The sequence below is a fragment of the Marinobacterium iners genome (assembly GCF_017310015.1).
GTDB lineage: Bacteria > Pseudomonadota > Gammaproteobacteria > Pseudomonadales > Balneatricaceae > Marinobacterium > Marinobacterium iners.
The window spans coordinates 2,218,740-2,242,634 of record NZ_CP022297.1 but is presented as its reverse complement, the minus strand read 5'-3'; the positions used below and the strand labels follow the sequence as shown (position 1 = coordinate 2,242,634).

The 23,895-nt window shown below is 54.7% G+C and carries 25 protein-coding genes; 6 read left to right on the top strand and 19 right to left on the bottom strand.

Annotation, left to right across the window (positions count from 1 at the left end; genetic code table 11):
• Window positions 1-7: 7 nt before the first annotated feature.
• Both CFI10_RS10780 and CFI10_RS10775 read right to left on the bottom strand, forming a co-directional pair.
• On the bottom strand, window positions 8-1,291 hold the full coding sequence (locus tag CFI10_RS10780; RefSeq protein ID WP_206834433.1) for a GGDEF domain-containing protein: 1,284 nt from the start codon (window positions 1,289-1,291) through the stop codon (window positions 8-10).
• A gap of 103 nt (window positions 1,292-1,394) precedes the next feature.
• Window positions 1,395-1,808: a YgaP family membrane protein gene (locus tag CFI10_RS10775; RefSeq protein WP_091823283.1), complete on the bottom strand. Its 414-nt coding sequence runs from the start codon at window positions 1,806-1,808 to the stop codon at window positions 1,395-1,397.
• Window positions 1,809-1,955: 147 nt separating this feature from the next.
• Between CFI10_RS10775 and CFI10_RS10770 the strand changes: the two genes are divergently transcribed.
• Window positions 1,956-2,894: a universal stress protein gene (locus CFI10_RS10770; RefSeq protein WP_206834432.1), complete on the top strand. Its 939-nt coding sequence runs from the start codon at window positions 1,956-1,958 to the stop codon at window positions 2,892-2,894.
• Window positions 2,895-2,903: 9 nt separating this feature from the next.
• Here the strand turns inward: CFI10_RS10770 and xthA are convergent, their stop codons facing one another.
• Entirely contained in the window at window positions 2,904-3,719 is an 816-nt protein-coding gene (gene xthA / locus CFI10_RS10765; RefSeq protein ID WP_206834431.1) for an exodeoxyribonuclease III, read from the bottom strand.
• Between the two features lie 177 nt (window positions 3,720-3,896).
• On the opposite strand from xthA, the gene gor reads away from it, so the two are divergent.
• Entirely contained in the window at window positions 3,897-5,252 is a 1,356-nt protein-coding gene (gene gor, locus CFI10_RS10760) for a glutathione-disulfide reductase (RefSeq protein WP_206834429.1), read from the top strand.
• An 81-nt stretch (window positions 5,253-5,333) separates the two neighbouring features.
• Here the strand turns inward: gor and CFI10_RS10755 are convergent, their stop codons facing one another.
• Window positions 5,334-6,503 carry a cation diffusion facilitator family transporter gene (locus CFI10_RS10755; RefSeq protein WP_091823270.1) on the bottom strand — a complete coding sequence of 390 codons (1,170 nt, stop codon included), beginning with the start codon at window positions 6,501-6,503 and terminating at the stop codon, window positions 5,334-5,336.
• A gap of 345 nt (window positions 6,504-6,848) precedes the next feature.
• Here CFI10_RS10755 and CFI10_RS10750 point away from each other — a divergent pair, with 345 nt between their 5' ends.
• Window positions 6,849-7,730 (top strand): bile acid:sodium symporter family protein, encoded by an 882-nt coding sequence (locus CFI10_RS10750; protein ID WP_206834427.1) that lies wholly within the window; start codon window positions 6,849-6,851, stop codon window positions 7,728-7,730.
• Here CFI10_RS10750 and queE read toward each other — a convergent pair whose 3' ends face one another.
• The 14 genes from queE to ccoN form a co-directional block, all read right to left on the bottom strand.
• Complete coding sequence (gene queE / locus CFI10_RS10745; RefSeq protein WP_091823264.1) at window positions 7,731-8,363, bottom strand: 7-carboxy-7-deazaguanine synthase; 633 nt, start codon at window positions 8,361-8,363, stop codon at window positions 7,731-7,733.
• Window positions 8,350-9,264, bottom strand: coding sequence for a recombination-associated protein RdgC (locus CFI10_RS10740; RefSeq protein ID WP_206834425.1), 915 nt, complete (start codon window positions 9,262-9,264; stop codon window positions 8,350-8,352). The genes queE and CFI10_RS10740 overlap by 14 nt, the downstream gene beginning before the upstream one ends.
• A gap of 79 nt (window positions 9,265-9,343) precedes the next feature.
• On the bottom strand, window positions 9,344-9,886 hold the full coding sequence (locus CFI10_RS10735; RefSeq protein ID WP_091823258.1) for an adenine phosphoribosyltransferase: 543 nt from the start codon (window positions 9,884-9,886) through the stop codon (window positions 9,344-9,346).
• A gap of 230 nt (window positions 9,887-10,116) precedes the next feature.
• Window positions 10,117-10,893, bottom strand: a complete 777-nt coding sequence (gene fnr / locus CFI10_RS10730; RefSeq protein ID WP_091823256.1) for a fumarate/nitrate reduction transcriptional regulator Fnr — start codon at window positions 10,891-10,893, stop codon at window positions 10,117-10,119.
• A 106-nt stretch (window positions 10,894-10,999) separates the two neighbouring features.
• Window positions 11,000-12,391: an oxygen-independent coproporphyrinogen III oxidase gene (hemN, locus tag CFI10_RS10725; RefSeq protein WP_242529964.1), complete on the bottom strand. Its 1,392-nt coding sequence runs from the start codon at window positions 12,389-12,391 to the stop codon at window positions 11,000-11,002.
• A 69-nt stretch (window positions 12,392-12,460) separates the two neighbouring features.
• Complete coding sequence (locus CFI10_RS10720; protein ID WP_206834421.1) at window positions 12,461-13,129, bottom strand: sulfite exporter TauE/SafE family protein; 669 nt, start codon at window positions 13,127-13,129, stop codon at window positions 12,461-12,463.
• Between the two features lie 2 nt (window positions 13,130-13,131).
• Window positions 13,132-13,347 (bottom strand): cbb3-type cytochrome oxidase assembly protein CcoS, encoded by a 216-nt coding sequence (gene ccoS, locus CFI10_RS10715; protein WP_206834419.1) that lies wholly within the window; start codon window positions 13,345-13,347, stop codon window positions 13,132-13,134.
• Window positions 13,347-15,809 carry a heavy metal translocating P-type ATPase gene (locus CFI10_RS10710; protein WP_206834417.1) on the bottom strand — a complete coding sequence of 821 codons (2,463 nt, stop codon included), beginning with the start codon at window positions 15,807-15,809 and terminating at the stop codon, window positions 13,347-13,349. Before CFI10_RS10710 ends, ccoS begins: the two co-directional genes overlap by 1 nt.
• Window positions 15,810-15,816: 7 nt before the next feature.
• Window positions 15,817-16,332: a FixH family protein gene (locus tag CFI10_RS10705; protein WP_091823241.1), complete on the bottom strand. Its 516-nt coding sequence runs from the start codon at window positions 16,330-16,332 to the stop codon at window positions 15,817-15,819.
• 70 nt (window positions 16,333-16,402) lie between these two features.
• Entirely contained in the window at window positions 16,403-17,827 is a 1,425-nt protein-coding gene (ccoG, locus tag CFI10_RS10700) for a cytochrome c oxidase accessory protein CcoG (protein ID WP_091823238.1), read from the bottom strand.
• Between the two features lie 133 nt (window positions 17,828-17,960).
• On the bottom strand, window positions 17,961-18,857 hold the full coding sequence (gene ccoP / locus CFI10_RS10695) for a cytochrome-c oxidase, cbb3-type subunit III (protein ID WP_206834415.1): 897 nt from the start codon (window positions 18,855-18,857) through the stop codon (window positions 17,961-17,963).
• Complete coding sequence (locus tag CFI10_RS10690) at window positions 18,854-19,060, bottom strand: cbb3-type cytochrome oxidase subunit 3 (RefSeq protein ID WP_206834414.1); 207 nt, start codon at window positions 19,058-19,060, stop codon at window positions 18,854-18,856. The genes ccoP and CFI10_RS10690 overlap by 4 nt, the downstream gene beginning before the upstream one ends.
• Window positions 19,061-19,066: 6 nt before the next feature.
• The gene (gene ccoO / locus CFI10_RS10685) at window positions 19,067-19,687 is read right to left on the bottom strand and encodes a cytochrome-c oxidase, cbb3-type subunit II (protein WP_091823231.1); all 621 of its coding nucleotides are present in this window, start codon (window positions 19,685-19,687) and stop codon (window positions 19,067-19,069) included.
• 22 nt (window positions 19,688-19,709) lie between these two features.
• Window positions 19,710-21,140 carry a cytochrome-c oxidase, cbb3-type subunit I gene (gene ccoN / locus CFI10_RS10680; protein ID WP_091823228.1) on the bottom strand — a complete coding sequence of 477 codons (1,431 nt, stop codon included), beginning with the start codon at window positions 21,138-21,140 and terminating at the stop codon, window positions 19,710-19,712.
• Between the two features lie 400 nt (window positions 21,141-21,540).
• Here ccoN and rlmM point away from each other — a divergent pair, with 400 nt between their 5' ends.
• Window positions 21,541-22,614 (top strand): 23S rRNA (cytidine(2498)-2'-O)-methyltransferase RlmM, encoded by a 1,074-nt coding sequence (rlmM, locus tag CFI10_RS10675; protein WP_206834412.1) that lies wholly within the window; start codon window positions 21,541-21,543, stop codon window positions 22,612-22,614.
• A gap of 6 nt (window positions 22,615-22,620) precedes the next feature.
• On the opposite strand, the gene CFI10_RS10670 is transcribed toward rlmM, so the two are convergent.
• Window positions 22,621-22,902, bottom strand: a complete 282-nt coding sequence (locus CFI10_RS10670) for an antibiotic biosynthesis monooxygenase family protein (protein ID WP_091823223.1) — start codon at window positions 22,900-22,902, stop codon at window positions 22,621-22,623.
• 134 nt (window positions 22,903-23,036) lie between these two features.
• Between CFI10_RS10670 and tusA the strand changes: the two genes are divergently transcribed.
• Together tusA and CFI10_RS10660 are read left to right on the top strand one after the other, a co-directional pair.
• Complete coding sequence (gene tusA / locus CFI10_RS10665) at window positions 23,037-23,282, top strand: sulfurtransferase TusA (protein ID WP_206834410.1); 246 nt, start codon at window positions 23,037-23,039, stop codon at window positions 23,280-23,282.
• On the top strand, window positions 23,283-23,852 hold the full coding sequence (locus CFI10_RS10660; protein ID WP_091823218.1) for a ProQ/FINO family protein: 570 nt from the start codon (window positions 23,283-23,285) through the stop codon (window positions 23,850-23,852). It abuts the gene before it with no gap.
• Window positions 23,853-23,895: the final 43 nt, after the last annotated feature.

Sequence of the window (23,895 nt, the reverse complement as noted above, 5' to 3'; positions counted from 1 at the left end):
AGCCGACTCAGGCTCTGGCAAAGTCGGTGCGGCTCTTGCGACGCTTAGCAGCCGGCTTGTTGTTGCCCGCCTGAGTGCAGTTCCGGCCCCGTTCCTTAGCCAAATAGAGAGCCAGATCGGCACGCTTTATGACTTCCCGCGGTGTTTCACCAGCTTTGTTTTGACATACACCGATACTGATCGTCACCTTTACGATGCTGGTATCAGAGGAGTTGCTGCCTCGCTGATTGCGACCACTCTGATCATCCTCCGGCCGGTTCTGATCACGTATCTTCATCGGGTAGTCGGCAACACGCTGGCGTACCTGCTCAAGTGCATCAAAGGCTTCCTGCTCTGAGCGGCGCTTGAACACAATTGTGAATTCCTCACCACCATAACGAAACAGCCTGCCGCCACCGCGCACCAGATTCAACTGTGATGCAACCATCCGTAATACCTGGTCTCCGATGTCATGCCCATAGCGGTCATTGAATTTCTTGAAATGATCGATATCCAACATGGCAATCGAATAGTGTCGGCCTGGCCCAATGAGATAATGTTCAAGTGCGCGGCGACCGGGAATGCCGGTGAGTGTATCAATAAAGGCCATACCGTAGCCGTGATGAATCAAAGCGCCAATCAGTAACAGTTGTGCCAGCAGATGATAGCCGCTGTTGAGCAAAGGTTGTCCCGGCTGGCTAAGGCTGATCAGGAATGCGAACGACAGTGCAGCAGTTGCCAGCGTATCTACAGGCTGGCGCCGCAATCGCAGCAGGCAGATGGGCAGCAACAGGAGCAGGTTCCACCAGAAGGCAGCTGTTGGAAGAGCCAGTCCCGGAGCAATAAAGTTGAGTAATGCCAGTGGCAGATGCGGCAGCAACTGTGTCAGCAGTTGGGGAGACTCAAGCCAGATAAGTCCCGGGACAAGATAGATGACAATCAAACAGCCGCAGCGAAGCATGCCGCTGCGAGACAGCAGGCCTCGTTCAGGCAGAAGCAGTAATACAACCTGGCCCAAAGGCCAGAACAGACTCAGCAAAACCAGCAGCACATAACTGGCCGGATTATCGGGGCCGGCATCGGCCGTGGCGTGCAGCAGGGTGGCGGCACAGGCAAAGTGCAGTGACAGCAGGAGAATTCGGCCATGCTTGAAGCCGATAGCCAACAGCATCACCATCAGCGCCAAAAGCCAGGGTAGGGTATTCAACAGCAGCTGGTGACCGGGCGTAAGCAGGTGGAGCTGATCACGTAGCAAAAACGGAACCGGCAGCAACAGCAACGGCAGCAAACGCAACGCCAGTTTCAGAATCACGTGAACACCCACTCCATTATCCGGGCAAGAGTCGCAAGTTTAACACGCCCGGAGAGAATGAGCCTGCCGATTGTGCTGTTGAGCACAGTCGGCAGGTGTGGTGTCAGGCGCGATGAGTCGGTTTGAATCCGATCATGCGAGCGATAAGAATGGCAGGGCACCAGCCGGTAAAAGCTGACTGAATCAAGCTAAGCCCAATAATCAGCGGCAGGATCAAAAGGGTTGGGCCGACCATGCCCAATACTACGGGCAAGCTTGTGGCGAGAATCAGAATGCCGGCAATAATATGAACGCCTTGGTTGACGCTCATGCCCTTGGAGTCACATACCTCTTCCTTCAGGCCCAGCAAGCGAAACACCGTGATGGCGGGGCACCAGCGAGTAAAGGCAGACTGCAGCAGGTTGAAACCGACAAAAGCAGTCAGCCAGAGCCAGAGGGCAGAGTGGTATTGGCTAAGTGCCAGGCTTATCAGCACAACGGTACCGGCCATCAAGCGCAGGGCAGCATTCAATGTCATCGAGCATCTCCTTTGATTAGAGTTTTCTGAATTATATATAATTAATGTCTAATATTAATAGTCAAAAGTCGACTGAATATCCAATGCTGTCGTTTCCATGCTCCTTCAGTCGGGCTATGCTGGAAAAAATTCTGACAGGAGACCGGCATGAGTGAGTTCAGGCGTTTATTGGTGAATCTTGCTGAAGATGAGCACCGGGGCGAGCTGCTGCAGAAGATGCGGCGTCTGCTGACGCCCGACAGTCAGGTTGAACTGTTTTCCTGTGTCTATTCGGCGGGATTGGACAGCAGTCATCTGTTCGACGCTGATGGGCGCCAGCATGCGATTCAGTCCGTCTTGAGAAAGGTGGAAAAAGGTCTGCAGTCCCATATGGACAAGCTGGTACAGCAGGAGATTGAGGCCGGGGCGGATGTCTACTGGGATCGGGATCGAGCTGAAGGCGTGGTACGCAAGGCGCTGCGCTACCAGCCCGAGCTGGTGCTGCATGCGTTGGAGCCTCATCCCAGAGTGCTGAGCCAGTTGCTGGCGGCGTCTGACTGGCGTTTGCTGCGCCAGTGCCCGACACCACTGCTGTTAAGCAAGACACGTCAATGGTCTGAGCGTCCTCGCATTGCAGCCGCCATCGACCCTTTTCATCTTGATGATGTAGCTGCTGAGCTGGATCAGAAGCTGTTGAGCCATGCAACACGGTTGGCGGCACAGCTGGGGGGAGAACTGCATGTGATTCACGTATTCAATACGCTGCCACACTCGGCCATTTTCGATGAGCACCTGGTTGTGGATTACGAGCAGCTGCAGAAAAAAGTGGCAATAGAGCACCGGCAGCGGATTGGTGAAATGATTGCGCCACTGCAACTGGAGGTCGGAGACCCCTGCGTTCACCTTAGGGAAGGTGAGTTTCATCAGGTATTGCCGAAGTTGATCGATGAACAGTCAATCGATGTGCTGGTGATGGGGTCTTTGGCGCGCGGTTTTATCGATCGACTGCTGCTGGGAAGTTCTGCTGAGCGTCTGTTGGATCAGGTCAGCTGTGACCTGATGATCGTCAAACCGGACAGCTTTCACTGCCCGGTGACAGAGTTCTAGACAGCAGGGCTAAATCTCGAAGCTGGCCCATACAGGGGCATGGTCGGACGGTTTTTCCATGCCTCGTATCTCGTAATCGATACCGGCATCTCGACAGCGCTCCAGCAATACGGGCGTGGCCATAATCGCGTCAATGCGCAGGCCTCGACGAGGATCGTCGTCAAAGCCACGGCTGCGGTAATCGAACCAGCTGAACAGGTTGTCCTCCTCCGGGTGCAGTATGCGGAAGCTGTCACCCAGGCCCCACTGCTTAAGCTGGTCAAGCCACTCGCGCTCAACCGGCTGGAAGCTGGTTTTGCCGGTTTTCAGCCAGCGTTTGCGGTTGACTTCACCGATACCGATATCCTTGTCTTCCGCCGAAATATTAAGATCACCCATCACCACCAGCGGCTGCTCGGGGTTGCAGCTGGACTGCAGATAAGCCAGCAGATCAGCATAGAAACGACGCTTGGCCGGGAATTTTGTCTCGTGGGCAATGTTCTCGCCCTGGGGGAAGTAGCCGTTAAGAACCTTGATGGGCTTGCCGCTGGCCGAGTTGAACTCGGCCATGATCATGCGGCGCTGGGCATCAGGCTCATCCCCCGGAAAACCGTATTCAACATTAATCGCAGGCTCACGAGAAATCAGGCACACGCCGTAATGTCCCTTTTGACCGTGATAGACAACGTGATATCCCATCGCCTCGATCTGCTCTCGCGGGAACTGGTCATCGGCTACCTTGGTTTCCTGAATGCCGATCACATCCGGCTGATGCTTTTCGATCAATCGCTCAAGCTGGTGCATGCGTGCGCGAATACCGTTGGTATTGAAAGAGATCAGTTTCATGCTCTGTCCTGAAGGAAGCTGCGGGTCAGGTGAATCATATTATCAGAAACGGCCAGCCAGGTGGGTACGATGCAATAGTTTTTGGCTATTACTGCGGGGCGGCAGTTCTATTGGGCTATCGTGTTACAGCCCGATACAATGTCTCTAATGAACGAGTGGATTGTTAAGGAGAGCACAGTGGCAGAATTCGATTATGACCTGTTTGTGATTGGCGCCGGGTCTGGCGGTGTACGTGCTGGCCGGATGGCTGCCAGCATGGGAGTTCGGGTAGCTGTAGCCGAAGATCGCTATCTTGGTGGTACCTGCGTTAACGTGGGCTGCGTGCCGAAAAAACTCTATGTCTATGCGTCACATTATGCTGAGTCCTTGCATGAAGCCGAGGGCTACGGCTTGAAGGCGGAGTCTGTCCAATTTGACTGGGCGACTTTACGAGACAACAAAAAGCAGGAGATTGCCCGTCTTAACGGGATCTACACCAACCTGCTCAAAAATGCCGGCTGTGAGTTGATGGATGGCCGCGCCAGCATCACAGGGCCTAATGAGGTCAGTGTCAACGGCAAGACTTATACTGCAGAGCGGATTCTGGTGGCTACCGGAGGCTGGCCCTTTGTGCCGGACCTGCCAGGCAAGGAACATGTCATCAGCTCCAACGAAGTGTTTGATCTGGAACAGTTCCCCGAGGATGTGATCGTCGTTGGCGGAGGCTACATTGCGGTTGAGTTTGCCGGCATATTTGCAGGCCTGGGTGCGCGCACTGAGCTGATCTATCGCGGTGAGCTATTTCTGCGCGGGTTTGATCAGGAAGTGCGAGAATTCACGGCCCAGGAAGTGGCGAAGAAGGGTGTAAACCTCAGCTTCGATACCAATATCGAGTCGATTGAGCGGTTAGCCAGCGGCCGCTTGAGTGCCCGCCTGACGGATGGGCGTATCCTGGAAGCCGATCAGATACTGTATGCCACCGGTCGTGTACCCAATACCGATGGGCTTGGGCTTGAAGCACTGGGCGTTGCACAGGCAAAAAACGGAGCCGTAATAGTCAACGATCAGTTTCAGACCTCGGTGCCGTCGATCTATGCCATCGGTGATGTGATTGACCGGGTGCAGCTGACCCCTGTGGCGTTGGCCGAAGGCATGGCGCTGGTGCGAAGCCTCTATGCCAAGGGTTCACCCAAGGTGGATTACGACCTGATCCCCACGGCCGTATTCTGTCAGCCCAATATCGGAACGGTTGGTCTGAGTGAAGAGCAGGCGCGTGAGCAGTACAGCAATATTCAGGTGTTCCGCTCCGAGTTTCGTGCGCTCAAGCACACGTTAAGCGGCAGTGACGAACGCACCTTGATGAAAATGATTGTGGATGCTGACACCGATCGCGTGCTTGGCGTACACATGGTGGGCGCAGAAGCCGGTGAGATCATTCAGGGTATCGGTGTGGCACTCAAGGCAGGCGCAACCAAGGCGGTATTTGACAGCACCATTGGCATCCACCCGACGGCAGCGGAAGAGTTTGTCACCATGCGTGAGCCGGTCAGGTGATCCAGGCTTAAGCAGCAAAAAAGGCCGGGCATCAGTCCCGGCCTTTTTCGTTCTGCTCAGCCAGAGAGGAGTCGCGGCTGTCTATCGTGGCGGCAGCCAAAGATGCAGTGTACGAAACCAGTTCAACCCGGTCAGTTGCTCACGCAGACGCTCCTGCAACTCTCGCGCCGTTAGGCCTGTGTGCAGCATAAGCTGGTGAAACTGCTCAGAAGCCTTGATGTCCAGGTCGATATACTCAGGGTGGTAGTACAGGATCAGCTCGTAGTCGGGATTGTCACCCAGAATACGGCTGATGATAGCGTCCAGATGTTGGCTGACTTCAGGCCGTGTTGGCATGACAGGGCAAAATACCTCGTCATGGAATTCTTCATCATCGTAGGTATCGATATGGAAAATGATATGGCTGATATCATCGAAGCGACTCTGCAGCTGACACACCACGTTGTCACCGATGAAGTGCCCTTCCGCCGCACTGAGGTGAGGAGCAACCTGAAGGTGCATTTCCAACAGGCTTTGGCTACCCATGCGACGACTTTTGAAGCTGTGCACATTGATTACGCCGTCAACACTCAGCACCTGCTCGCGCAGCTTGGTGACCTTTTCTTCCGGCAGGGCTGTGTCGACCAGTTCGGTAATGCTTTTGGCGACCAGGTCCCAGCCAATCTTGCCGACCATTAGCGCAACCAGTACTGCTGCAAGGGCGTCCAGCCACCAGATGCCGGCCATGGCGCCCGCAACAGCCAGCAGTACGACGATGGATGAGAAGGCATCAGTACGACTGTGCCAGGCATTGGCGATGATCAGGTCAGAGTCCAGCTTCTTGCCTACCTTGAACGTGTACTGGAAGATCCATTCCTTGCTGACAATGGAAAGTGCTGCAACGATCAGTGCCGGCCAGCTGGGCAGAATTGTTGGTTGCTCGCTGAACAGAAGCTGCAGACTGTCATAGGCCATCACGCCACCGACACCTACCAGAATCACGCCGAGCGCAACCGTGCCGACGGTTTCAAAACGCGCATGGCCCCAGGGGTGGTTTTCGTCAGGTGCCTGGTGAGACAGACGCAACACGATGACCACCATGAAGTCGGTGACCAGGTCCGACAATGAGTGGATACCGTCCGCAACCAGCGCAGTGGAGTTGGCGATGACCCCAATCAGGATTTTAAGGATTCCGAGTACGGTGTCCAGAACAGCACCAATGATGGTGACTTTTTCGGCTGCCTTGCGGCGTATGTCCAGTTGCTCTTGCATCAATCCGAAGCTCTCTCATCCGACAGCGGGGGATGATACCTGCAACACTCGGCCAGAACCAGCGCAAAGGCCTTAAAATTAACACTTGCGTTATGTAACATATTGATAATAAATGAATAAATACAGTTGATCAAAAAATAATCAATCTGTAGAAGAGCAAGAGAACATGCCTGCTGAAGCCGTTTGGTAATCAAATTTTCACAGTGTTATCCACAGCAGATGTGGGTATACCCGGCCAGCCCAGAGGTAATGGGGGATGGCGGTAAAATTTGTGTGAGCGATTGTCCCTAGAGGCGAGAGTAACCTAAGATGTTGCTTTGAATTTTGACCTTCACGGGAGCGAAAATGCAAACCTCAGTCATGACCCAATGGTTTTTGCCGCTGGCGCTGTTTGTCATCATGCTGGGGGTTGGCATGACGCTCAGGGTTGATGACTTCCGGCGTGTGCTCAAGGCACCCCGCGCTGTGCTGGTGGGGTTGCTGGGACAGCTGCTGTTACTGCCTTGCCTGGGGCTGATGTTGGTAACGGCGCTAGAGTTGCCGCCATTGTTGGCCGTTGGCTTGATGGTACTGACCTTTGCACCGGGTGGCGCTACCTCCAACATGCTAACCTTGTTATCGCGGGGCGACACGGCTTTGTCGGTGTCGCTAACCGCCATTTCAAGCCTGATTACGCCTTTTTCGCTACCGTTGTTGACGTTGATGGCCCTGAGTCATTGGCAGGGAGACGCTGTACTGCCCGATTTTCCTGTGTTGGAGTCGGTGATGAAGTTGGTACTGGTGGCATTGTTGCCGGTGTTACTGGGCATGCTTGTCAGTGGCCACAGCCCTGGCTTCAGCCAACGGGTTAAAGGGCCTGTAAAGATACTGTCGCTGGTGTTTATGGTTGTGGTTGTTACCGGAATTGTGGCGGCCAACTGGGGACGCTTGCCGGCTCTGGTTGCCATTGTAGGGCCTGCAGCGTTGCTGCTGGCACTTTTGGCAATGGGCAGTGGTTACTTGCTGGCTCGCCTGATGCGGTTACAGGCATCGCAGCAGGTGACCCTGAGTATTGAAGTGGGAATTCAAAATGCGGGGACGGCTTTGCTTGTGACGGGCGGTTTGCTGCAGAGTGCTGAAATGTCTGCCAGTGCGCTGATCTACGGGGTGTTGATGCAATTGCCGGCCTTGCTGCTGGTGGGTTGGCGCAACCGTGATCTGGTGCTGGTGCGCCAGCGCATTCAATGATTAGTCGATACCGGTGATCTTGTGCGTCTGCAGACCCAGTTTCCACTGTGGATGCGCCATGCAGTAATCGATGCAGCGGCGGATATTGGTAGTTTGCAGAGGGCCATCCATTGGCTGCAGATAAAAATGGTCAAAGTGCATTTCAGTGAACCGTTCGGGTTGAGCCAGTGGCTGTGGGTAGACCAGCTTCAGCTCGTTACCGCTGTGTACAACCAGTTCGCTGCCGGCCTTGGGGCTGACGCAGATCCAGTCTATACCTTCGGGCAGAGGGCAGGTACCGTTGGTTTCGATGGCAATCTCAAAACCCTCGCCGTGCAGAGCGTCAATCAGATCTGAATCAAGCTGCAGGGCGGGCTCTCCACCAGTGCAGACAACGTAGGGCTTGCCGTCTGGGGCGTCCGGCCAGAACGAGCGAACCCGCTGTGCAAGCTTGGCCGCGCTGGCAAACTTACCACCATTTTGTCCATCGACGCCGACAAAGTCCGTGTCGCAGAAGTCACAGATTGCTTTAGATCGATCCTGCTCCCGGCCGGACCAAAGGTTGCAGCCGGCAAAACGGCAGAATACCGCTGCCCGTCCTGCTTGAGCACCTTCTCCCTGCAGCGTATAGAAGATCTCCTTAACGCTGTACATGCTCGCCTCCAAGCGCCGCGATCAGCTCAGGCAGCAGGCGGGCATACTCGAGCCCCATGCGAGCCAGTTCGGTATCACGGGCCGCGAGTGCCTCTTCAGGCGTGTCGGCTTCGAGCTGATCACGGTACTCATCGCACAGGCGCAGGCGGTGCAGGCTCAGGTCTTCATGCAGGACCAGCCGGATCTGCTGCTGCCATTCCAACGCCAACCGCTTGACCAGCATGCCGGTACTGATATGTGCTGCAATCTCGTCACACAGCAGTTCCTGGCCCTTGACACTGATTTTGCTGCCCTCGGTCATCGGGTCACGCAACTCACATTCATCTTCCAGTGCCCAGCCCTGTGGCATGGTTTCACCCTGTACCCAGGCTGTCATGACCTTATCGGACTGTACCTGAGTCTGCACCAGCTGTACCTTGAGTGATCCCAGCGCCTGGCGCAGCTGATTCAGCAGATCTTCTGCACGCTTGTGCGAGGAGGCATCCACCAGCAGCCAGCCCTGCTGTGGCATCAGCAGGGCGTATGTACGGCGACGACGGGTAAAGCTGCGTGGTAGCAGGTCCAGAATGACTTCATCCTTGAGTTGCAGCTTCTCTTTGCGGTAGACCTTACGACTTTGCTCGGCTTCAATCAGGGCAACACGCTCATCCAATGCCTCGCGTACAACGCTGCCGGGCAGAATGCGCTCTTCCTGCAGCAAGTTGATCAGCATGAAGCCGTTGCTGCTGAATACCAGCATCTCGTCAGCTTCGCTCACTGGTGCGCTCCAGCCGCTGCGACTCAGTTCCTGGCTGCCACAGGGAGTGAATGGGTGTTCTGACAGGGCTTCGCTCAGGTGCTCAGGGGTAAACCCCGGGGTGGGTTCAAAGCGATAGACAATGGCATTACGGAACCAGAGCATGGACTCTCCAGAGGTGCAAAAGGGGTGAAGTATAACAGTGTGCACCGGGCAGGCGTACCCGGTGCATCAGATGGGAAGCTTAGCAGCCTTCGTAGGCGAGCAGGGAGTAAACGGGGATGCCCAGTTCCTGAATGCGGGTTGAGCCCTGCAGGTCCGGCAGATCGATCAGGGCGGCGGCCTCGATAACCTCCGCGCCAAGCTTCTTGATCAGGGTGCAGGCGGCCAAAATGGTGCCGCCGGTAGCAATCAGGTCATCGAACAGAAGTACGCGGTCACCGGACTCAACCGAGTCAATCTGCATTTCAACTGCGGCGGTACCGTACTCCAGCGTATATTCCTGATGAATGGTTTCGCCCGGCAGCTTGCCTTTTTTGCGTACCAGTACCAGCGGCAGGTTGAGCTGGTGCGCCAGGATCGCGCCAAACAAGAAGCCACGAGCGTCAATACAGGCGATATGCGTAATATCGCTGTCGATATAACGCTGGATGAACGCATCCGACACCATACGCATCGCTTTGGGGTCTTTGAAAATGGGAGTTACATCGCGAAAGGTTACACCGGGTTCGGGCCAGTCCTGCAGTGAACGGATGACAGACTTCACATAAAACTCATCGTAGGACATAAATATCTCCCGGTTAGGCGCTCAATTGACATAACTCAATGCTGCGAGGGCGGATTAAGGGTGTAATGGCTTCGTTGGGTTACACATTGAGATGGCTACTTCATTGTGCAACTTGAGGCATGGCTTCGAAAGAAGCCATGCCTTTTTTATTGGCGTGATACTGGCCCCGGTTATAAACCGCCAACCGTATGGATGGGCTTGGTAATGTTGGCAGCTTCCCCGTCATGGTGTCAGCTGGTCTGGTTTTCCTGATGCTGGGAGCATTCACCTTGGCGTGCCTCGCCAGACAAACGATACATTTCGTCCAGGTTGGTCAGCTCCACTTCCTTGCCGTCCACTTGCATCAGGTCCATCTTTTGAAAGCGCGTAAAGATGCGGCTGACGGTTTCCACGGCCAGGCCCAGATAGTTGCCGATCTCGTTACGTGACATCGACAGACGGAAGTTGGATGCAGAGTACCCGCGTGCCTTGAAGCGCTGAGACAATTTGAGAAGAAAGGTTGCCACGCGTTGTTCTGCATTTTTCTTCGACAGCAACAGCATCATTTGCTGATCATCTCGCAGTTCCTTGCTCATGCTGCGCAGCATCTGACGGCGCAGTTCGGGCAGTTGGCCTGAAAGCTCATCCAGACGTTCAAAGGGGATCTCACAGACGGTCGTGGTTTCCAGTACCTTGGCTGACATGGGATAGGTTTCGGCATCAAATCCACTCAGGCCGACCAGTTCGCCCGGGAAATAAAAGCCGGTGATCTGCTCTTCACCCTCATTGGTGAGCGTGTAGCTCTTGATTGTGCCGGCCCGAAGGGCATACACGGAGCTGAAGGGTTCACCCTGATGGAACAGGTGTTCACCTTTCTTGAGCGGGCGGCTTTTCTCGATAATATCATCGAGTCGGTCGATCTCGGTCAGGTCAAGCGATACCGGAAGACAGAGTGAGCTCAGGCTGCAGGTCTTGCAATGGACCTGTTGCAGGCTGTGAAGCTTTCCTTGAGATTTCCAGTCGGCCATGGGGTCATCCTTATTGTTGGGTTCGTCACGCTGCGAGTGCTTTCCCGCATTATGTAACATTTACCCCAGAGGGTGAAGCGCCGGGCCCGGTTAACGGGCCTCGACTTTAGATGATACGCGAGAAACTCCGTGTGGCTTCATGTTTCGGTATATAGGCATCGAACGCCATACAGATGCGTCTTATCAGAAGGCGGCCTGCTGCAGTCACGCGAATGCGACTGGATGACAACTCGATCAAGCCATCAGTACTGAACTGCTGCAGTTCAGCCTGCTCGGCATTGAAATAATCGCCAAACTGAATATCAAAGCGCTGCTCGACGGCCGCAACATCCAGTTCAAATTGACAGATCAACTCAGTAATGACCGCGCGGCGAATATGATCATCACGGCTCAGTGTTACACCGCGCTTGACGGCATGTTGCTGCTGAGCAACGGCCTGACTGTAGGCGGCAATATCATGCTCGTTCTGATAATAGACATCGCCAATCTGACTGATGGCTGATACGCCCATGGCAACCAGGTCACAATCGGAATGGGTGGTGTAACCTTGAAAGTTGCGATGAAGCTTGCCTTCCGCCTGGGCGAGGGCCAGTTCATCATCGGGCTTGGCGAAATGGTCCATGCCTATATAAACGTAACCGGCCTCAAGCAGGCGATTGATACTGTTTTGCAGTATGTTGAGCTTGGTCTCGGGGCTGGGCAAGTCTTCAGCACGAATGTGTTTCTGTGAGCGGAATCGATCCGGCAGGTGCGCATAGTTGAACACTGACAGGCGGTCAGGGCTCATGGCAATGACGGTGTCGAGGGTATCGGCAAAGCTTTCTTCGCTTTGATGCGGCAGGCCGTAGATCAGGTCCATGTTGATCGATTTGAATCCCAGTTCACGCGAGCGTTGCAGTACGCGCGCGGTCATCTCGGTGGGCTGGACGCGATTGACCGCCTCCTGTACCCGTGCATCCACATCCTGTACACCAAGACTGATACGGTTGAAGCCGATCTCGCGCAAAACCTCCAGAGTCTGGTCACTGGCTTCACGCGGATCAATCTCAATTGAATAGTCGCCCTTGTCGTCATCACGCAAATTGAAATTGCTGCGCAGTGCCTGCATCAGCTCACGCATTTGATCATCGCTGATAAACGTCGGGGTACCACCACCCCAATGCAGCTGATTTACCTGCCGGTCTCCACGGTACCACTGTGACAGCTTTGCCATTTCACGATAAACAGTATCAAGATAGGGCTGAGCTTTCTTGCGGTTGCGGGTGATCACCTTGTTACAGGCGCAGTAGTAGCAAACGTGAGCACAAAAAGGGATATGCACATACAGCGACAAGGGTGCATGAGGGTCACTTGTGGAGCGCCCGGTTTCGATCAACTTCTCGGGGCTCAGGCCGGAATCGAACTGGATCGCAGTCGGGTACGAGGTGTAGCGGGGGCCGGACAGGTCATAACGCTTGATCAGGTCCATATCCCAACTGATGGTTGTCTGGTTGTTCACCTCAGTACCTCTATTTGTTGGCCGGCCGGGCATTATAGGGAAGAGTGACCGGGCGGTTGTTGATGGATATCAATGCGGGTGCAACAGGCCGGTCCATGGCAGGGTTGCCAGACCAAACAGAATTACCAAAAGCCCCGCCCCCTGTCTTACACCACTGCGTTGTAATAACTGTTTCAATTGGCGTGCCAGGAGCGCCGATGTGAGTAGAGCAGGTAGAGTACCGGCACCGAATACCAGCATCAGGCTCGCACTGGTGAGGCTGTTGTTGCTCACCGTACCGGCCCAGAGCAGAGTCGTATAGACCAGACCGCACGGCAACCAACCCCAGAGTGCGCCCAGGAGCAGCGCCTTGGGCAGGGTGTCGGCGGGCAGCAGGGTGTGGGTGAAAGGCTGTAACCGGCGCCAAACAACACCTCCGGCTCGTTCCAGATAGGCCGCGCCCTGCCACCAGCCGGCAATGTATAAACCCATCACAACCATGATGAGCGCAGCAACGCTACGCAGAATCAATGTAAGCTCAGCCGTTTGAGTAAACAGCTGGCCCAGCTGACCGATCAAGGCACCCGCAAGGGCATAACTGAACAGGCGACCAAGATTGTAGGCCAGTTGAAAGCGAAGGACTCGCGCACCGCCGCTCATGGCCAGACTGCCGGCGATTCCGCCGCACATTCCGATACAGTGAGTGCTGCCGGCGAGGCCAAACAACAGGGCGGAAGCAAGAAGGGCGGGTTCAGGCATGCTCAACGGGTATCCTGATCCTGGTTTTCCGGCTCGGGATTATCCTTTTTCTGTCGTGCATCCTCGGGAATAAGGTCTTCGTCATCATCATAGAGGATACGATGAGCCGGTGACTCAAGGTCATCAAATTGACCACTGTTCACACTCCAAAAGAATGCCCAGATCGCAAAACCTGCCAGAATGATCGCGATGGGTATTAACAGGATAACAATATCCATTAACGTTCCGCTCCCTCATTGGTTGGCTGAGCCACGACGTGGCGGCGACTCAGTCGCATCGCATTGCCGACCACTACCAGCGAGCTGGCGGACATGCCGATCGCGGCCCAGTAGGGTGGCACCAGGCCGGCGGCTGCAGCGGGCAGGGCAAGAAGGTTGTAAAGCAGCGCCCAGCTCAGGTTCTCACGGATAATGGTGCGTGTCTTGCGTGCCATGCGCACACAATCGGCCAATCGCATCAGGTCGTTGGCAATCAGGACTGCATCAGCGTTGGTCTTGGCTAGATCGGTTGCACTGGCCATCGCAACCGAAGTGCGGGCACCGGCCAGTGCGGGGATATCATTGATACCATCGCCCACCATAATGATCTCAGCTCCCTGCTGGCTCAGATGGTTCAAGTGTGCCAGTTTCTGTTCAGGGCTCATACCGCTGAATACTTGATCAATTCCAAGATGAGAGGCGACCTTTTGTGCAGCATCGGAGGCATCACCGGTGAGCATTAGTGGCGTCAGGCCAAGTGCGCGCAGTTCAGTGAGTGTTTGTGCGGCTTCGGGGCGAATCTGATCATCGAGCCGGAACCAACCTAGTGGTTGTTCAGCATCTGCAAGCAATAACCACAACCCGCTGCTTTTGGGTTGTTGAGGCGTATCGTCAGGGCAGGCAAAACCGGGTTTGCCAATTCGATAGCGCTTGCCCTCAACCATACCGCTAAGGCCTTGGCCAACATGCACCTGTACATCCGTGGCGGCCTGAACAGCGTGGGCACGAAAGGCACGGGCAATAGGATGTTCGGAACGGCTTTCGAGTGCGGCGGCAATACTCAACAGTGTTTGGCTGTCGAGTGTGCCGACAGGACATATCTCCTCAATGTTAAGGTTGCCCTCGGTCAATGTACCGGTCTTGTCGAAGATAATATGGGTTGCCGTGGCAAAGCTTTCCAGTACGTGCCCGCGACTGATCAACATGCCACGCTGGCGTAGAGTGCCTGTGGCAGCAGTCAGGGCGGTAGGCGTTGCCAGTGAAAGGGCGCAGGGGCACGTGACGACCAGCACGGACAGCGTGACCCAGAATGCGCGTGCAGGGTCATAAAAGTACCAGAATACCGCCACGGCTGCTGCCGTCAAAAGCGTGGCTGCCACAAACTGGCTGGCAACACGGTCGGCTATGCGAGCAACGCTCGGCTTCTCTGCCTGGGCCCGATCCAGCATGCGGACAATGGCGGACAGGCGGCTTTCACTGCCCGTCTCGGTTACTTCGATCTGAAGCGGGTGCTCGATATTGAGAGTGCCGCCGATGACCAGTTCGCCAGTGCTTCGTGACTGGGGCAGGTACTCACCGGTCAGAGCCGACTCGTCCACTGAACTGCGCCCCTCGATAACACGGCCATCAGCCGGAATGGTATGCCCCGACTTGACCAAGACCCTGTCTCCGGTTCGCAGTTGAGTGGCGGGCACAAGCGTTTCGGTATCGCCGTCAAGGCGAATGGCACTGGTTGGCAGCAGATCAAGCAGTGCGTTGCCTGCCCTGCCGGTTCGATGACGAGCGGCCATTTCCATGAAACGCCCGACCAGCAGGAAAAAGGCGAACATGGTGACTGACTCGAAGTAGACATCGCCGCTGCCAGAAACCGTTGACCAGACACTGGCAAAATAGGCCAGCAAAATTGCCAATGCGACTGGCACGTCCATGCTCAGGCTGCGTGTTTGCAAGTCGCGCCAGGCGGCTTTATAGAAGGGCACGGAAGAGTAAAGCGCTACGGGGGTTGCCAGAACCATGGATGCCCAGTTCATCAGGGTGATGATATGGGCGTCCATGGAATGGCTGAGTTCGCCGGCATAGAGTGCTGCGGCGAGCATCATGGTCTGAGCCATGCATACACCCGCCACCCCAAGGCGGCGCACGGCGCGTTTACGCTCTTGCTCAAGCAACTGCTCTTCGCGGTTGGGCTGATAGGGGTGGCCCTGGTAGCCCAGGCGATCAATTTCTGCCAGCAGGTGGCTCAGACGTGTGGTTCCACTGTGCCAGCGGATACGGGCACGGTGGGTGGTCATATTGACACTGGCAGCGGTAACACCGGGTTGGCTTGTCAGGTGTTTTTCCAGCAGCCAGACACAGGCGGCACAGGTGATGCCCTCAATAACCAACACAGCTTCACGCTGATCGTCCCCGGCGTTATGTACAAAGCTGCTTTGCACTTCGGGGTTGTCATACAGCTCCAACTCTTGCTTGCGCCGGCTACCGCTGTTGGTGCGGATCAGCTCACTGTCCGCACTCTGACTGTCGCGATGGCGATAGAAGTTGTCCAGCCCCCCATCTACGATGGTCTGTGCAACCGCCTGGCAGCCAGGGCAGCACATGGAGCGTTGTTTGCCCTCAATGCTGACAGTGTACTGGCTGCCACGAGGAACAGGCAGGCCACAGTGATAACAGGGCGTGCGCGCCGGGGGCTGCTGTGCGGTCATGGCTGGCTCATTGCGCAGTGAGCGTAAGGCTAATCAGTTCAGAATAAGGCGGTACCATTTCCTGGCGCAGCTGCCAACTTTCGTCGGCAGGAGACAGGGAAAGGTAGCGTTTTCCGATCAGACCTGCAGTGAGGCTGCCGGAATAGATGCCTTTGCCATCAACGCTTTTCAGAATCAGGATTTGGTCAAATTTCTGATGGGTTGGATGAATGATATTCAGACTGAGAGTCTGCGGGAAGCTTGTCAGCATACCACTCAGGCGCAGGTTGATATCACCGGTTACGGTATCAAAGTTGAGGGTGCCTTCAAGTCCCAGTCTGCTTGCTGCATCAGATTTGGATGTGTCGATATTCATTCCGCGGGCGACCTTGTAATAGTCTTCCTTAACAATGCCGTCGCTGGTGGTTACTGCAATGTACATGAAAAATGAAGCATAGATGAACACCGCAATCAGTGGCGCCAAGATGAACCAGAGCCAGGGCTGCTTGTACCAGGGGGCGGGGGGAGTTGCGTGTGTATTCATGACACTCCTTGAATGGAAACGGCCGGAATGAACCGGCCGTTATTCTAACCTAATTAAGCCGAATGAAGCACTATCGCTGTGGAGTGGGACCCAGGAAACGGCTTTCAGTTTCAATATGGATTGAAGGATCTTCAGCGGCCTCGACAGTAAAGCTGAAAGGAGTGTTGGCCTGACTCAGCTGCCCCGGTTCTATTTGAACCCTGACAGGGTATGTCAGAAGCTCTCCAGCCTTTACTGTCACAGTATCTGTCGAGATCATGTTCAGTCCTTCCGGACCATCAATTTCGATGCGGTAGCTGTGGTCTATCTGCTCCTTGTTGGCGATCTTGAGTGTGAAAACGTTCTCGATCATGCCGGACGGTGTTGTGGTGTACAGCTGGCCACGATCACGGATCACGTCAACTTCAAGCGGAACGCGGTCGCCGATGGCCCAGATGAAGGCACCAAACATCACCATCAATGCAACAAAGTAACCGATCAGACGGGGGCGCAATAGCTTGGTTGTGTTGCCGTTCAAGGCGTGTTCAGTGGTGTAGCGTACAAGCCCGGGTTCATAGCCGACACGCTCCATCATGTCATCGCAGGCATCAACGCAGGCACCACAGGCCACGCATTCGTACTGCAAGCCGTCACGTATATCAATACCGACTGGGCAGACGTGAACGCAGGCATAGCAGTCGATACAGTCGCCCAGGCCGGCCGCTTCTTTGTCGACCCCTTTTTTGCGGCTGCCACGAGGTTCTCCACGCTTCTCATCGTAGGAGATAATGAGGGTATCCTGGTCGAACATGACGCTCTGGAAGCGGGCATAGGGGCACATGTAGATACATACCTGCTCACGCAGCCAGCCAGCGTTACCATAGGTAGCTACGCTTAAGAACGCCAGCCACCAAGTTTCCCATGGCCCCAAATCCCACGCTAAAACATCGGGTACCAACTCACGGATTGGAGAAAAATAACCGACAAATGCTATAGCCGAGGCGACGGCGATGATAATCCAGATGGCATGTTTGGCGCTCTTACGCAGGAACTTTTCAGCGCACATGGGTTGTTTATCAAGCCGCATGCGCTTGTTGCGGTCGCCTTCGGTGATACGCTCGGCCCAGATAAAGAGCCAGGTCCAGACAAACTGGGGACAGGCATAACCGCACCAGAGGCGCCCTGCAAAAACTGTTACGAAAAACAGAGTAAAAGCCAGAATAATCAGCAGCCAGGAGAGCAGCATGAAATCCTGGGGCCAGAAAGTCATGCCGAAAATATGAAATTGCCGGTTGGGCAGATCAAACAGGATGGCCTGTCGGCCATCGTATTGAAGCCAAGAGGCGCCGTAAAACATCGCCAGCATGATGAAACCGGAGATGGTACGGAAGTTTTTGAAGAAGCCTTTGTAATACTTGACGTAAATGTGTTCCCGCTTGGCATAGAGGTTATAGGATTCGGCCTCTTTTTTGCCTTTTTTGCCCGGGGTTACGTCCTTTACCGGTATCTGATTCATGCCAGTACCTACTGCTGGTTGTGTCGACAGGTCCATGCGCTCCATTAGGAGCGTCGAATATTATACTAAGCCGCTAATAAAAAAGGCGACATGACTTGAATCATGTCGCCTTTTTTTGGTGCTTGTCCAGTGCTTATTTATTGGACAGGCTGTAGACGTATGCTGTGATCAGGTGGATCTTGTCTTCAGACAGAAGATCTTTCTGAGCAGGCATCACCCCAAATCGACCCACACGGATGGTGTGAGCAATCTGAGTAAAGTTGCCGCCGTAGAGCCAAGTGTCATCAGTCAGGTTGGGAGCACCCAAAGCGTGCATGCCCTTGCCCTCAGCGCCATGGCAGGCAGTACACAGAGCCTGGAACTGTTTCTGTCCGTTGGTCACATCAGTACCGGCCACGGCTTCCTTGCCGCTCAGAGTCATGACATAGCTGGCCACGTCACGCACACCGTCTTCACCCAGTACATCGGCCCATGCAGGCATACCGCCGTTACGACCCTGAGTGATGGTGTGCTTGATGGTGGCGGGCTCGCCACCGTAAAGCCAGTCGTTGTCAGTAAGGTTGGGGAAGCCAACCGCACCGGTGCCGGCAGCGCCATGACAAACGGAACAGTTGTTGGCAAACATGCGCTGTCCCATCTTGAGACCGCCTTCGTTCTCCGGCTTCTGCAACTCTTCAATGGAAAGAGCGGCATACTTGGCGAACACCGGGGCGTATACCTCTTCGGCATGCTGCATCTCTTCTTCCCACTGACCGTGAGAAGACCAGCCAAGCAGACCTTTGAAGTTACCAAGGCCCGGGTAAAGCAGAAGGTAGCCAAGGCCGAAGATCACGGTTGCGACGAACATGTAAAACCACCACTGCGGCAGGGGGTTGTCATATTCTTCGATACCGTCAAACTCGTGACCCAGGGTGTTCTCGGTCGTTTCCTTGAATTTTTCGCTTTTGCGGGTAGCCAGCAGCAGCCATGTACAGCCGAAAATAACGGCCAAGGTGATGACTGTTACCCACGCGCTCCAGAAAGCACTCATTTGTCGTCTCTCCTGTTATGGGTCTCTTCCGGTCGGCCCTGCTCCTCTTCGCTTTTCTTGTGCTGTTCTTCATCAGCAAAAGGAAGCTGGGAGGCCTCATCGAACCTTTTCTTGTTCCCCGGCAGGAGAACCCAGATGAAAAGGCCGATGAAGGTGATCAGCATTATGACCGGTATGTAAGGACCATAAACCTCGTAACTCACTGAAAATTACCGCTTGTTGGTGTAAACAGAGTGTGTTTTACCCAGTGACTGCAGGTAGGCGACCAGAGCGTCAATCTCGGGTTTACCTGCTACTTCTTCACGGGAAGCGCTGATCTGTTCATCTGTATACGGTACCCCCAGCTTGCGCAGAGTTTCCATCTTCGCTGCCGTTTCCTTGCCACTCAGACGGTTTTCAAACAGCCAGGGGTAGGCAGGCATTTTTGATTCAGGAACCACATCACGCGGGTTGTAGAGGTGCGCGCGCTGCCAGTCATCAGAGTAACGTCCACCTACGCGGGCCAGATCAGGACCGGTACGCTTGGAACCCCACAGGAATGGGTGTTCCCATACGTGTTCGTCAGCGGTGGAGTAGTGACCGTAACGCTCGGTTTCAGCACGGAACGGGCGAATCATCTGAGTGTGGCAGACGTGACAGCCTTCACGGATGTAGATGTCACGGCCTTCAAGCTCCAGAGCCGAATAGGTACGCAGACCATCAATCGGCTTGGTGGTAGAGCTCTGGAAGAACAGCGGAACGATTTCCGCCAGGCCACCGCCGCTGATCACGATAATGATCAGCAGGATCATGAGGCCGATGTTCTTTTCAATCGTTTCGTGTTTGATCATTTTCTTCTGCTCCTCGTCTCAATCAGGCCGCTTGCGCAGAGGGTTCAGCTGCCTTGACGGAGCTGCCGCTGCGAACGGTCTGCCAAACGTTGAAGGCCATCAGCAGCATACCGGTCAGGAAGAACATGCCGCCGATCCAACGCACCAGGTAACCCGGGTGGCTGGCTTCAAGCGCTTCGACGAAGCTGTAGGTCAGAGTGCCGTCTTCGTTAACTGCACGCCACATCAGACCCTGCAGGATACCGTTAACCCACATGGAGCAGATGTACAGCACGGTACCGATGGTTGCGAGCCAGAAGTGTGTGTTGATCAGGCCAACAGAGTACATCTGAGCCTTACCGAACAGTTTCGGGATCATGTGGTACACGGCACCAATGGAGATCATCGCAACCCAACCCAGAGCGCCAGCATGTACGTGGCCAACGGTCCAGTCAGTGTTGTGTGACAGGGCGTTGACGGTCTTGATGGACATCATCGGGCCTTCGAAGGTAGACATACCATAGAAGGACAGAGATACCACCAGGAAGCGCAGTACCGGGTCGGTACGCAGTTTGTGCCAGGCGCCGGACAGGGTCATCATGCCGTTGATCATACCGCCCCAAGAGGGAGCCAACAGGATCAGTGACATGACCATGCCAACAGACTGAGTCCAGTCAGGCAGGGCAGAGTAGTGCAGGTGGTGACCACCGGCCCACATGTAGGTTGCGATCAGCGCCCAGAAGTGAACAATGGACAGACGGTAAGAGTAGATCGGACGCTCGGCCTGCTTGGGTACGAAGTAGTACATCATGCCCAGGAAGCCTGCAGTCAGGAAGAAACCTACCGCGTTGTGGCCATACCACCACTGAACCATCGCATCCACGGTACCCGGGTACATGGAGTATGATTTGGTCAGGGATACCGGCATCGCCATGCTGTTGACGATATGCAGCACCGCAACGGTGATGATGAACGCCATGTAGAACCAGTTACCCACATAAATGTGAGACGTCTTGCGGTTCTTGACAGTGCCCAGGAAGACAATGGCATAGCTGACCCAAACCACGGCGATCAAAATGTCGATCGGCCACTCCAGTTCTGCGTACTCCTTGGCGGAGGTCAGACCCAGCGGAAGGGTAACAGCGGCTGCCAGAATCACGACCTGCCATCCCCAGAAAGTGAACGCAGCCAGGCCGTCCGAAAAAAGACGGGTCTGACAGGTGCGCTGCACCACATAGTAGGAAGTGGCAAAAAGTGCACAGCCACCAAACGCGAAGATTACCGCGTTGGTGTGTAACGGACGAATACGTCCGTAGGTCAACCAGGGAATATCAAAGTTCAGTGCAGGCCACACCAGCTGGGCGGCGATCAAAACGCCGACGCCCATACCGACGATGCCCCAGACCACCGTCATGATGGCGAACTGGCGCACGACTTTGTAGTTGTAAGTCGGGTGTTCAGTTGCAGTGCTCATGTCAGGCTCTCATCAACAAGCTAATAGTAGTAAGAAGAGTTCCACCCGCAATTATCTGGGAATACCCACGCCATTTCAATGCGATGGAACCTTTAACTGTGGTTTATTGTCGCAGGGGGCATTTATCTTCATTATATACCCGATCAAAAAAGACGGTTTTTTGTAACTGTTTGAATTTAATTTGGTAATTGGTTTTGTGTGCTGTCGTGGTAAAGCGGTTTATGCTTCAGAAGCACGGTTTTCAATGGTCTTTCGCTGAACTCGAGTGTTGATTTGATCTTTTGCTTGATATGGATCAAGCGCTTTTTTTGAGGTCATTTTCCATGCCACTGTGCGATGGCTTCTGTTGTTATCAGACTAAAGGATTACTATAGTGCGCCCACCGAGTCAGGAGAAAGTAATGAGTGAATTCAATACGCTGGTACTGTATTGCCGTGCCGGATTCGAGAAGGAGTGCGCAGCTGAAATTTCCACTCGTCTTTCTGACATGGGTATTTATGGCTATCCACGTTTCGAAACAGGGCAGGCCTATGTGGTATTTCACTGTCAGCAACCCGATGGTGCGACTGATGCGATTCAGCGGCTGCGTTTTCGCGACCTGATTTTCACTCGACAGTGGTTTGCGGCTTTACCACTGTTCGAGCAGCTTCCTGCGGATGATCGCATTACGCCGATTCTGGCCAGTGCCGGTAGCCTGCCTGTTGCAAGTGAGCTGGTTGCTGAAGTGGTGGATACCACTGAAGGGCGTGAGCTGCAGAGTTTTGCGCGCAAATTTGGCTCAGCCCTGTCGCAGGCGTTGCGACGTGAGTCGATTCTGCTTGAACGCAAGCGTCGTGCCGACTGGCGCTTGCATATGTTGGTGCTTGATGGCCGTACGCTCTGGCTTGGCGCCGCACCGATAGGTAACAGTTCACCCTGGTCTATGGGTATTCTCCGGCTGAAGTTTCCTCAGCAGGCTCCCAGTCGCTCAACGCTCAAGCTGGAAGAAGCCTGGCGCTACTTTATACCGGCACAGCGGCAGGATGAGCTGCTTGGTGGAGGGTTGAGAGCGGTCGATTTAGGCGCGGCCCCCGGAGGGTGGACATGGCAGCTGGTGAAGCAGAACATGTTTGTCATTGCTGTCGACAATGGCCCAATGAGCCCTGACTTGATGGAGTGTGGGCAGGTTGAACACCGGCGTGAAGATGCATTTACCTTTGTGCCACCCAAGCCGGTTGACTGGATGGTATGCGACATTGTTGACAAGCCAGCGCGCGTGACCGAGTTGGTGTTGCACTGGGCCGAAAACGGTTGGTGCCGGCATGCAATTTTCAACCTCAAGCTACCGATGAAGCAACGTTTTGCTGAAACTGAAAGCTGCCTTGGCTATCTGCGCGACTCCCTGGCCAATGCAGGTATCGGGTTCCGACTGCAGGCGCGGCAGCTCTACCACGATAGAGAAGAGATCACCTGCTGGCTGTCACTGGAACCCTGAGAGGCTTCAGTGAGCAAATACCGTAATCTTCTCTTCGCCCTCCAGCATGAGGGCGATCTGCTCCATCATTTCGCGGCGCTCTTCCGAGTGGTACCACTGCAGCCAATCGTTTTCACTGCGATAGGTGGCCAGAATCAGTCGGTGGTTGGGGCTGTCAACATTATGCAGTGCCTCGCCAGAGATGAAGCCGGGGACGTGCATGGCTTTCTGCAGGGTTTCACGTGCTACCCGGTCGTAATGAAGTTCCAGTTCATCGGCGACGTGGCGCTCAATCAGAACACGAATCATGGCATGACTCCTTGAGAGATGGTGTTTATATCAGGATAATCGCTTCCAAGGCGTGCGCAAGCCTGTATGAGCGGTTCCGCGCCCGGATTTAATTTGCGACAATAGCGCTTTGTAATTCAAGGTAGTTGTAATCCATGAGTGACCCTGTTGCTGACCGCCTGCTGGATGCCAGCGGCCTGCTGTGTCCTGAGCCGGTAATGATGCTTCACAACAAGGTGCGGGAGATGCAGGCAGGAGAGTTGCTGAGGGTGTTGGCCACAGATCCATCTACCCAACGCGACATACCAAAGTTCTGCGCTTTTCTCGGACATGAGCTCGTAAAGCAGCGGGTAGTGGATATGCATAGTTTCGAGTATTTAATTCGCAAAGGGGCTGGCTGAGTGTCAGAACTGAATCATCTGCAGCAACAGATAGAGTCTCTGCTGCAGGAGTGTGATCAAAGGCTGTCGGCTGCAGAGCAGCAGGGCAGTCGGACGGGACCCCGGACAACAGAGAGTGAAACAGTGAATCAGACGGCCAACAGCAAGAATCGCTCCAAGAATAGGGCAGCCAATCAGGCGGCTCTGGAACAACTGATCGAAGCCTACCCGCAGACTTTCAGTCGTGACAACGTTCGACCGCTCAAGATCGGTATTCAGGAGGACTTGATCGCTGATGACAAACTGGCTCGCAACAGAATCAAGCGTGCGCTGGCAACTTATGTGCGTTCGATCCATTACCTGCGTAGCGTGAAGGAAGGGGTTGACCGTGTCGACCTGGCTGGTGAAATGGCAGGCAGCGTGACGGCTGCAGAAGCTGAGCATGCGGCGGCACGCCTGAAAGAGATTCAGGCTGAGCGCAAGGAGCGGCAAAAACAGGAGCGGATGAAGGAACAGGAAGCGCGCAAACAGCAAAAGGACGACCGCCTTAGCCGGAAACTTGAGGCGTTGGTTAACCTCAAGGGTCGTTAATACTTGAAATAGCGATGTGCCGCCTCCAGATTATTAGACAATT

Bases quoted from the DNA above. Each gene is read 5' to 3' on its own strand.
- queE (WP_091823264.1), bottom strand. From the start codon at position 8,363: ATGTACAGCGTTAAGGAGATCTTCTATACGCTGCAGGGAGAAGGTGCT.
- CFI10_RS10710 (WP_206834417.1), bottom strand. From the start codon at position 15,809: ATGACCGCACAGCAGCCCCCGGCGCGCACGCCCTGTTATCACTGTGGC.
- ccoN (WP_091823228.1), bottom strand. From the start codon at position 21,140: ATGAGCACTGCAACTGAACACCCGACTTACAACTACAAAGTCGTGCGC.
- CFI10_RS10670 (WP_091823223.1), bottom strand. From the start codon at position 22,902: ATGATTCGTGTTCTGATTGAGCGCCACGTCGCCGATGAACTGGAACTT.
- CFI10_RS10770 (WP_206834432.1), top strand. From the start codon at position 1,956: ATGAGTGAGTTCAGGCGTTTATTGGTGAATCTTGCTGAAGATGAGCAC.
- CFI10_RS10720 (WP_206834421.1), bottom strand. From the start codon at position 13,129: ATGCCTGAACCCGCCCTTCTTGCTTCCGCCCTGTTGTTTGGCCTCGCC.
- CFI10_RS10740 (WP_206834425.1), bottom strand. From the start codon at position 9,264: ATGCTCTGGTTCCGTAATGCCATTGTCTATCGCTTTGAACCCACCCCG.
- ccoS (WP_206834419.1), bottom strand. From the start codon at position 13,347: ATGGATATTGTTATCCTGTTAATACCCATCGCGATCATTCTGGCAGGT.
- ccoP (WP_206834415.1), bottom strand. From the start codon at position 18,857: ATGAGTGCTTTCTGGAGCGCGTGGGTAACAGTCATCACCTTGGCCGTT.
- CFI10_RS10775 (WP_091823283.1), bottom strand. From the start codon at position 1,808: ATGACATTGAATGCTGCCCTGCGCTTGATGGCCGGTACCGTTGTGCTG.
- fnr (WP_091823256.1), bottom strand. From the start codon at position 10,893: ATGGCCGACTGGAAATCTCAAGGAAAGCTTCACAGCCTGCAACAGGTC.
- CFI10_RS10750 (WP_206834427.1), top strand. From the start codon at position 6,849: ATGCAAACCTCAGTCATGACCCAATGGTTTTTGCCGCTGGCGCTGTTT.
- rlmM (WP_206834412.1), top strand. From the start codon at position 21,541: ATGAGTGAATTCAATACGCTGGTACTGTATTGCCGTGCCGGATTCGAG.
- ccoG (WP_091823238.1), bottom strand. From the start codon at position 17,827: ATGAATCAGATACCGGTAAAGGACGTAACCCCGGGCAAAAAAGGCAAA.
- ccoO (WP_091823231.1), bottom strand. From the start codon at position 19,687: ATGATCAAACACGAAACGATTGAAAAGAACATCGGCCTCATGATCCTG.
- CFI10_RS10755 (WP_091823270.1), bottom strand. From the start codon at position 6,503: ATGCAAGAGCAACTGGACATACGCCGCAAGGCAGCCGAAAAAGTCACC.
- tusA (WP_206834410.1), top strand. From the start codon at position 23,037: ATGAGTGACCCTGTTGCTGACCGCCTGCTGGATGCCAGCGGCCTGCTG.
- CFI10_RS10735 (WP_091823258.1), bottom strand. From the start codon at position 9,886: ATGTCCTACGATGAGTTTTATGTGAAGTCTGTCATCCGTTCACTGCAG.
- xthA (WP_206834431.1), bottom strand. From the start codon at position 3,719: ATGAAACTGATCTCTTTCAATACCAACGGTATTCGCGCACGCATGCAC.
- CFI10_RS10705 (WP_091823241.1), bottom strand. From the start codon at position 16,332: ATGAATACACACGCAACTCCCCCCGCCCCCTGGTACAAGCAGCCCTGG.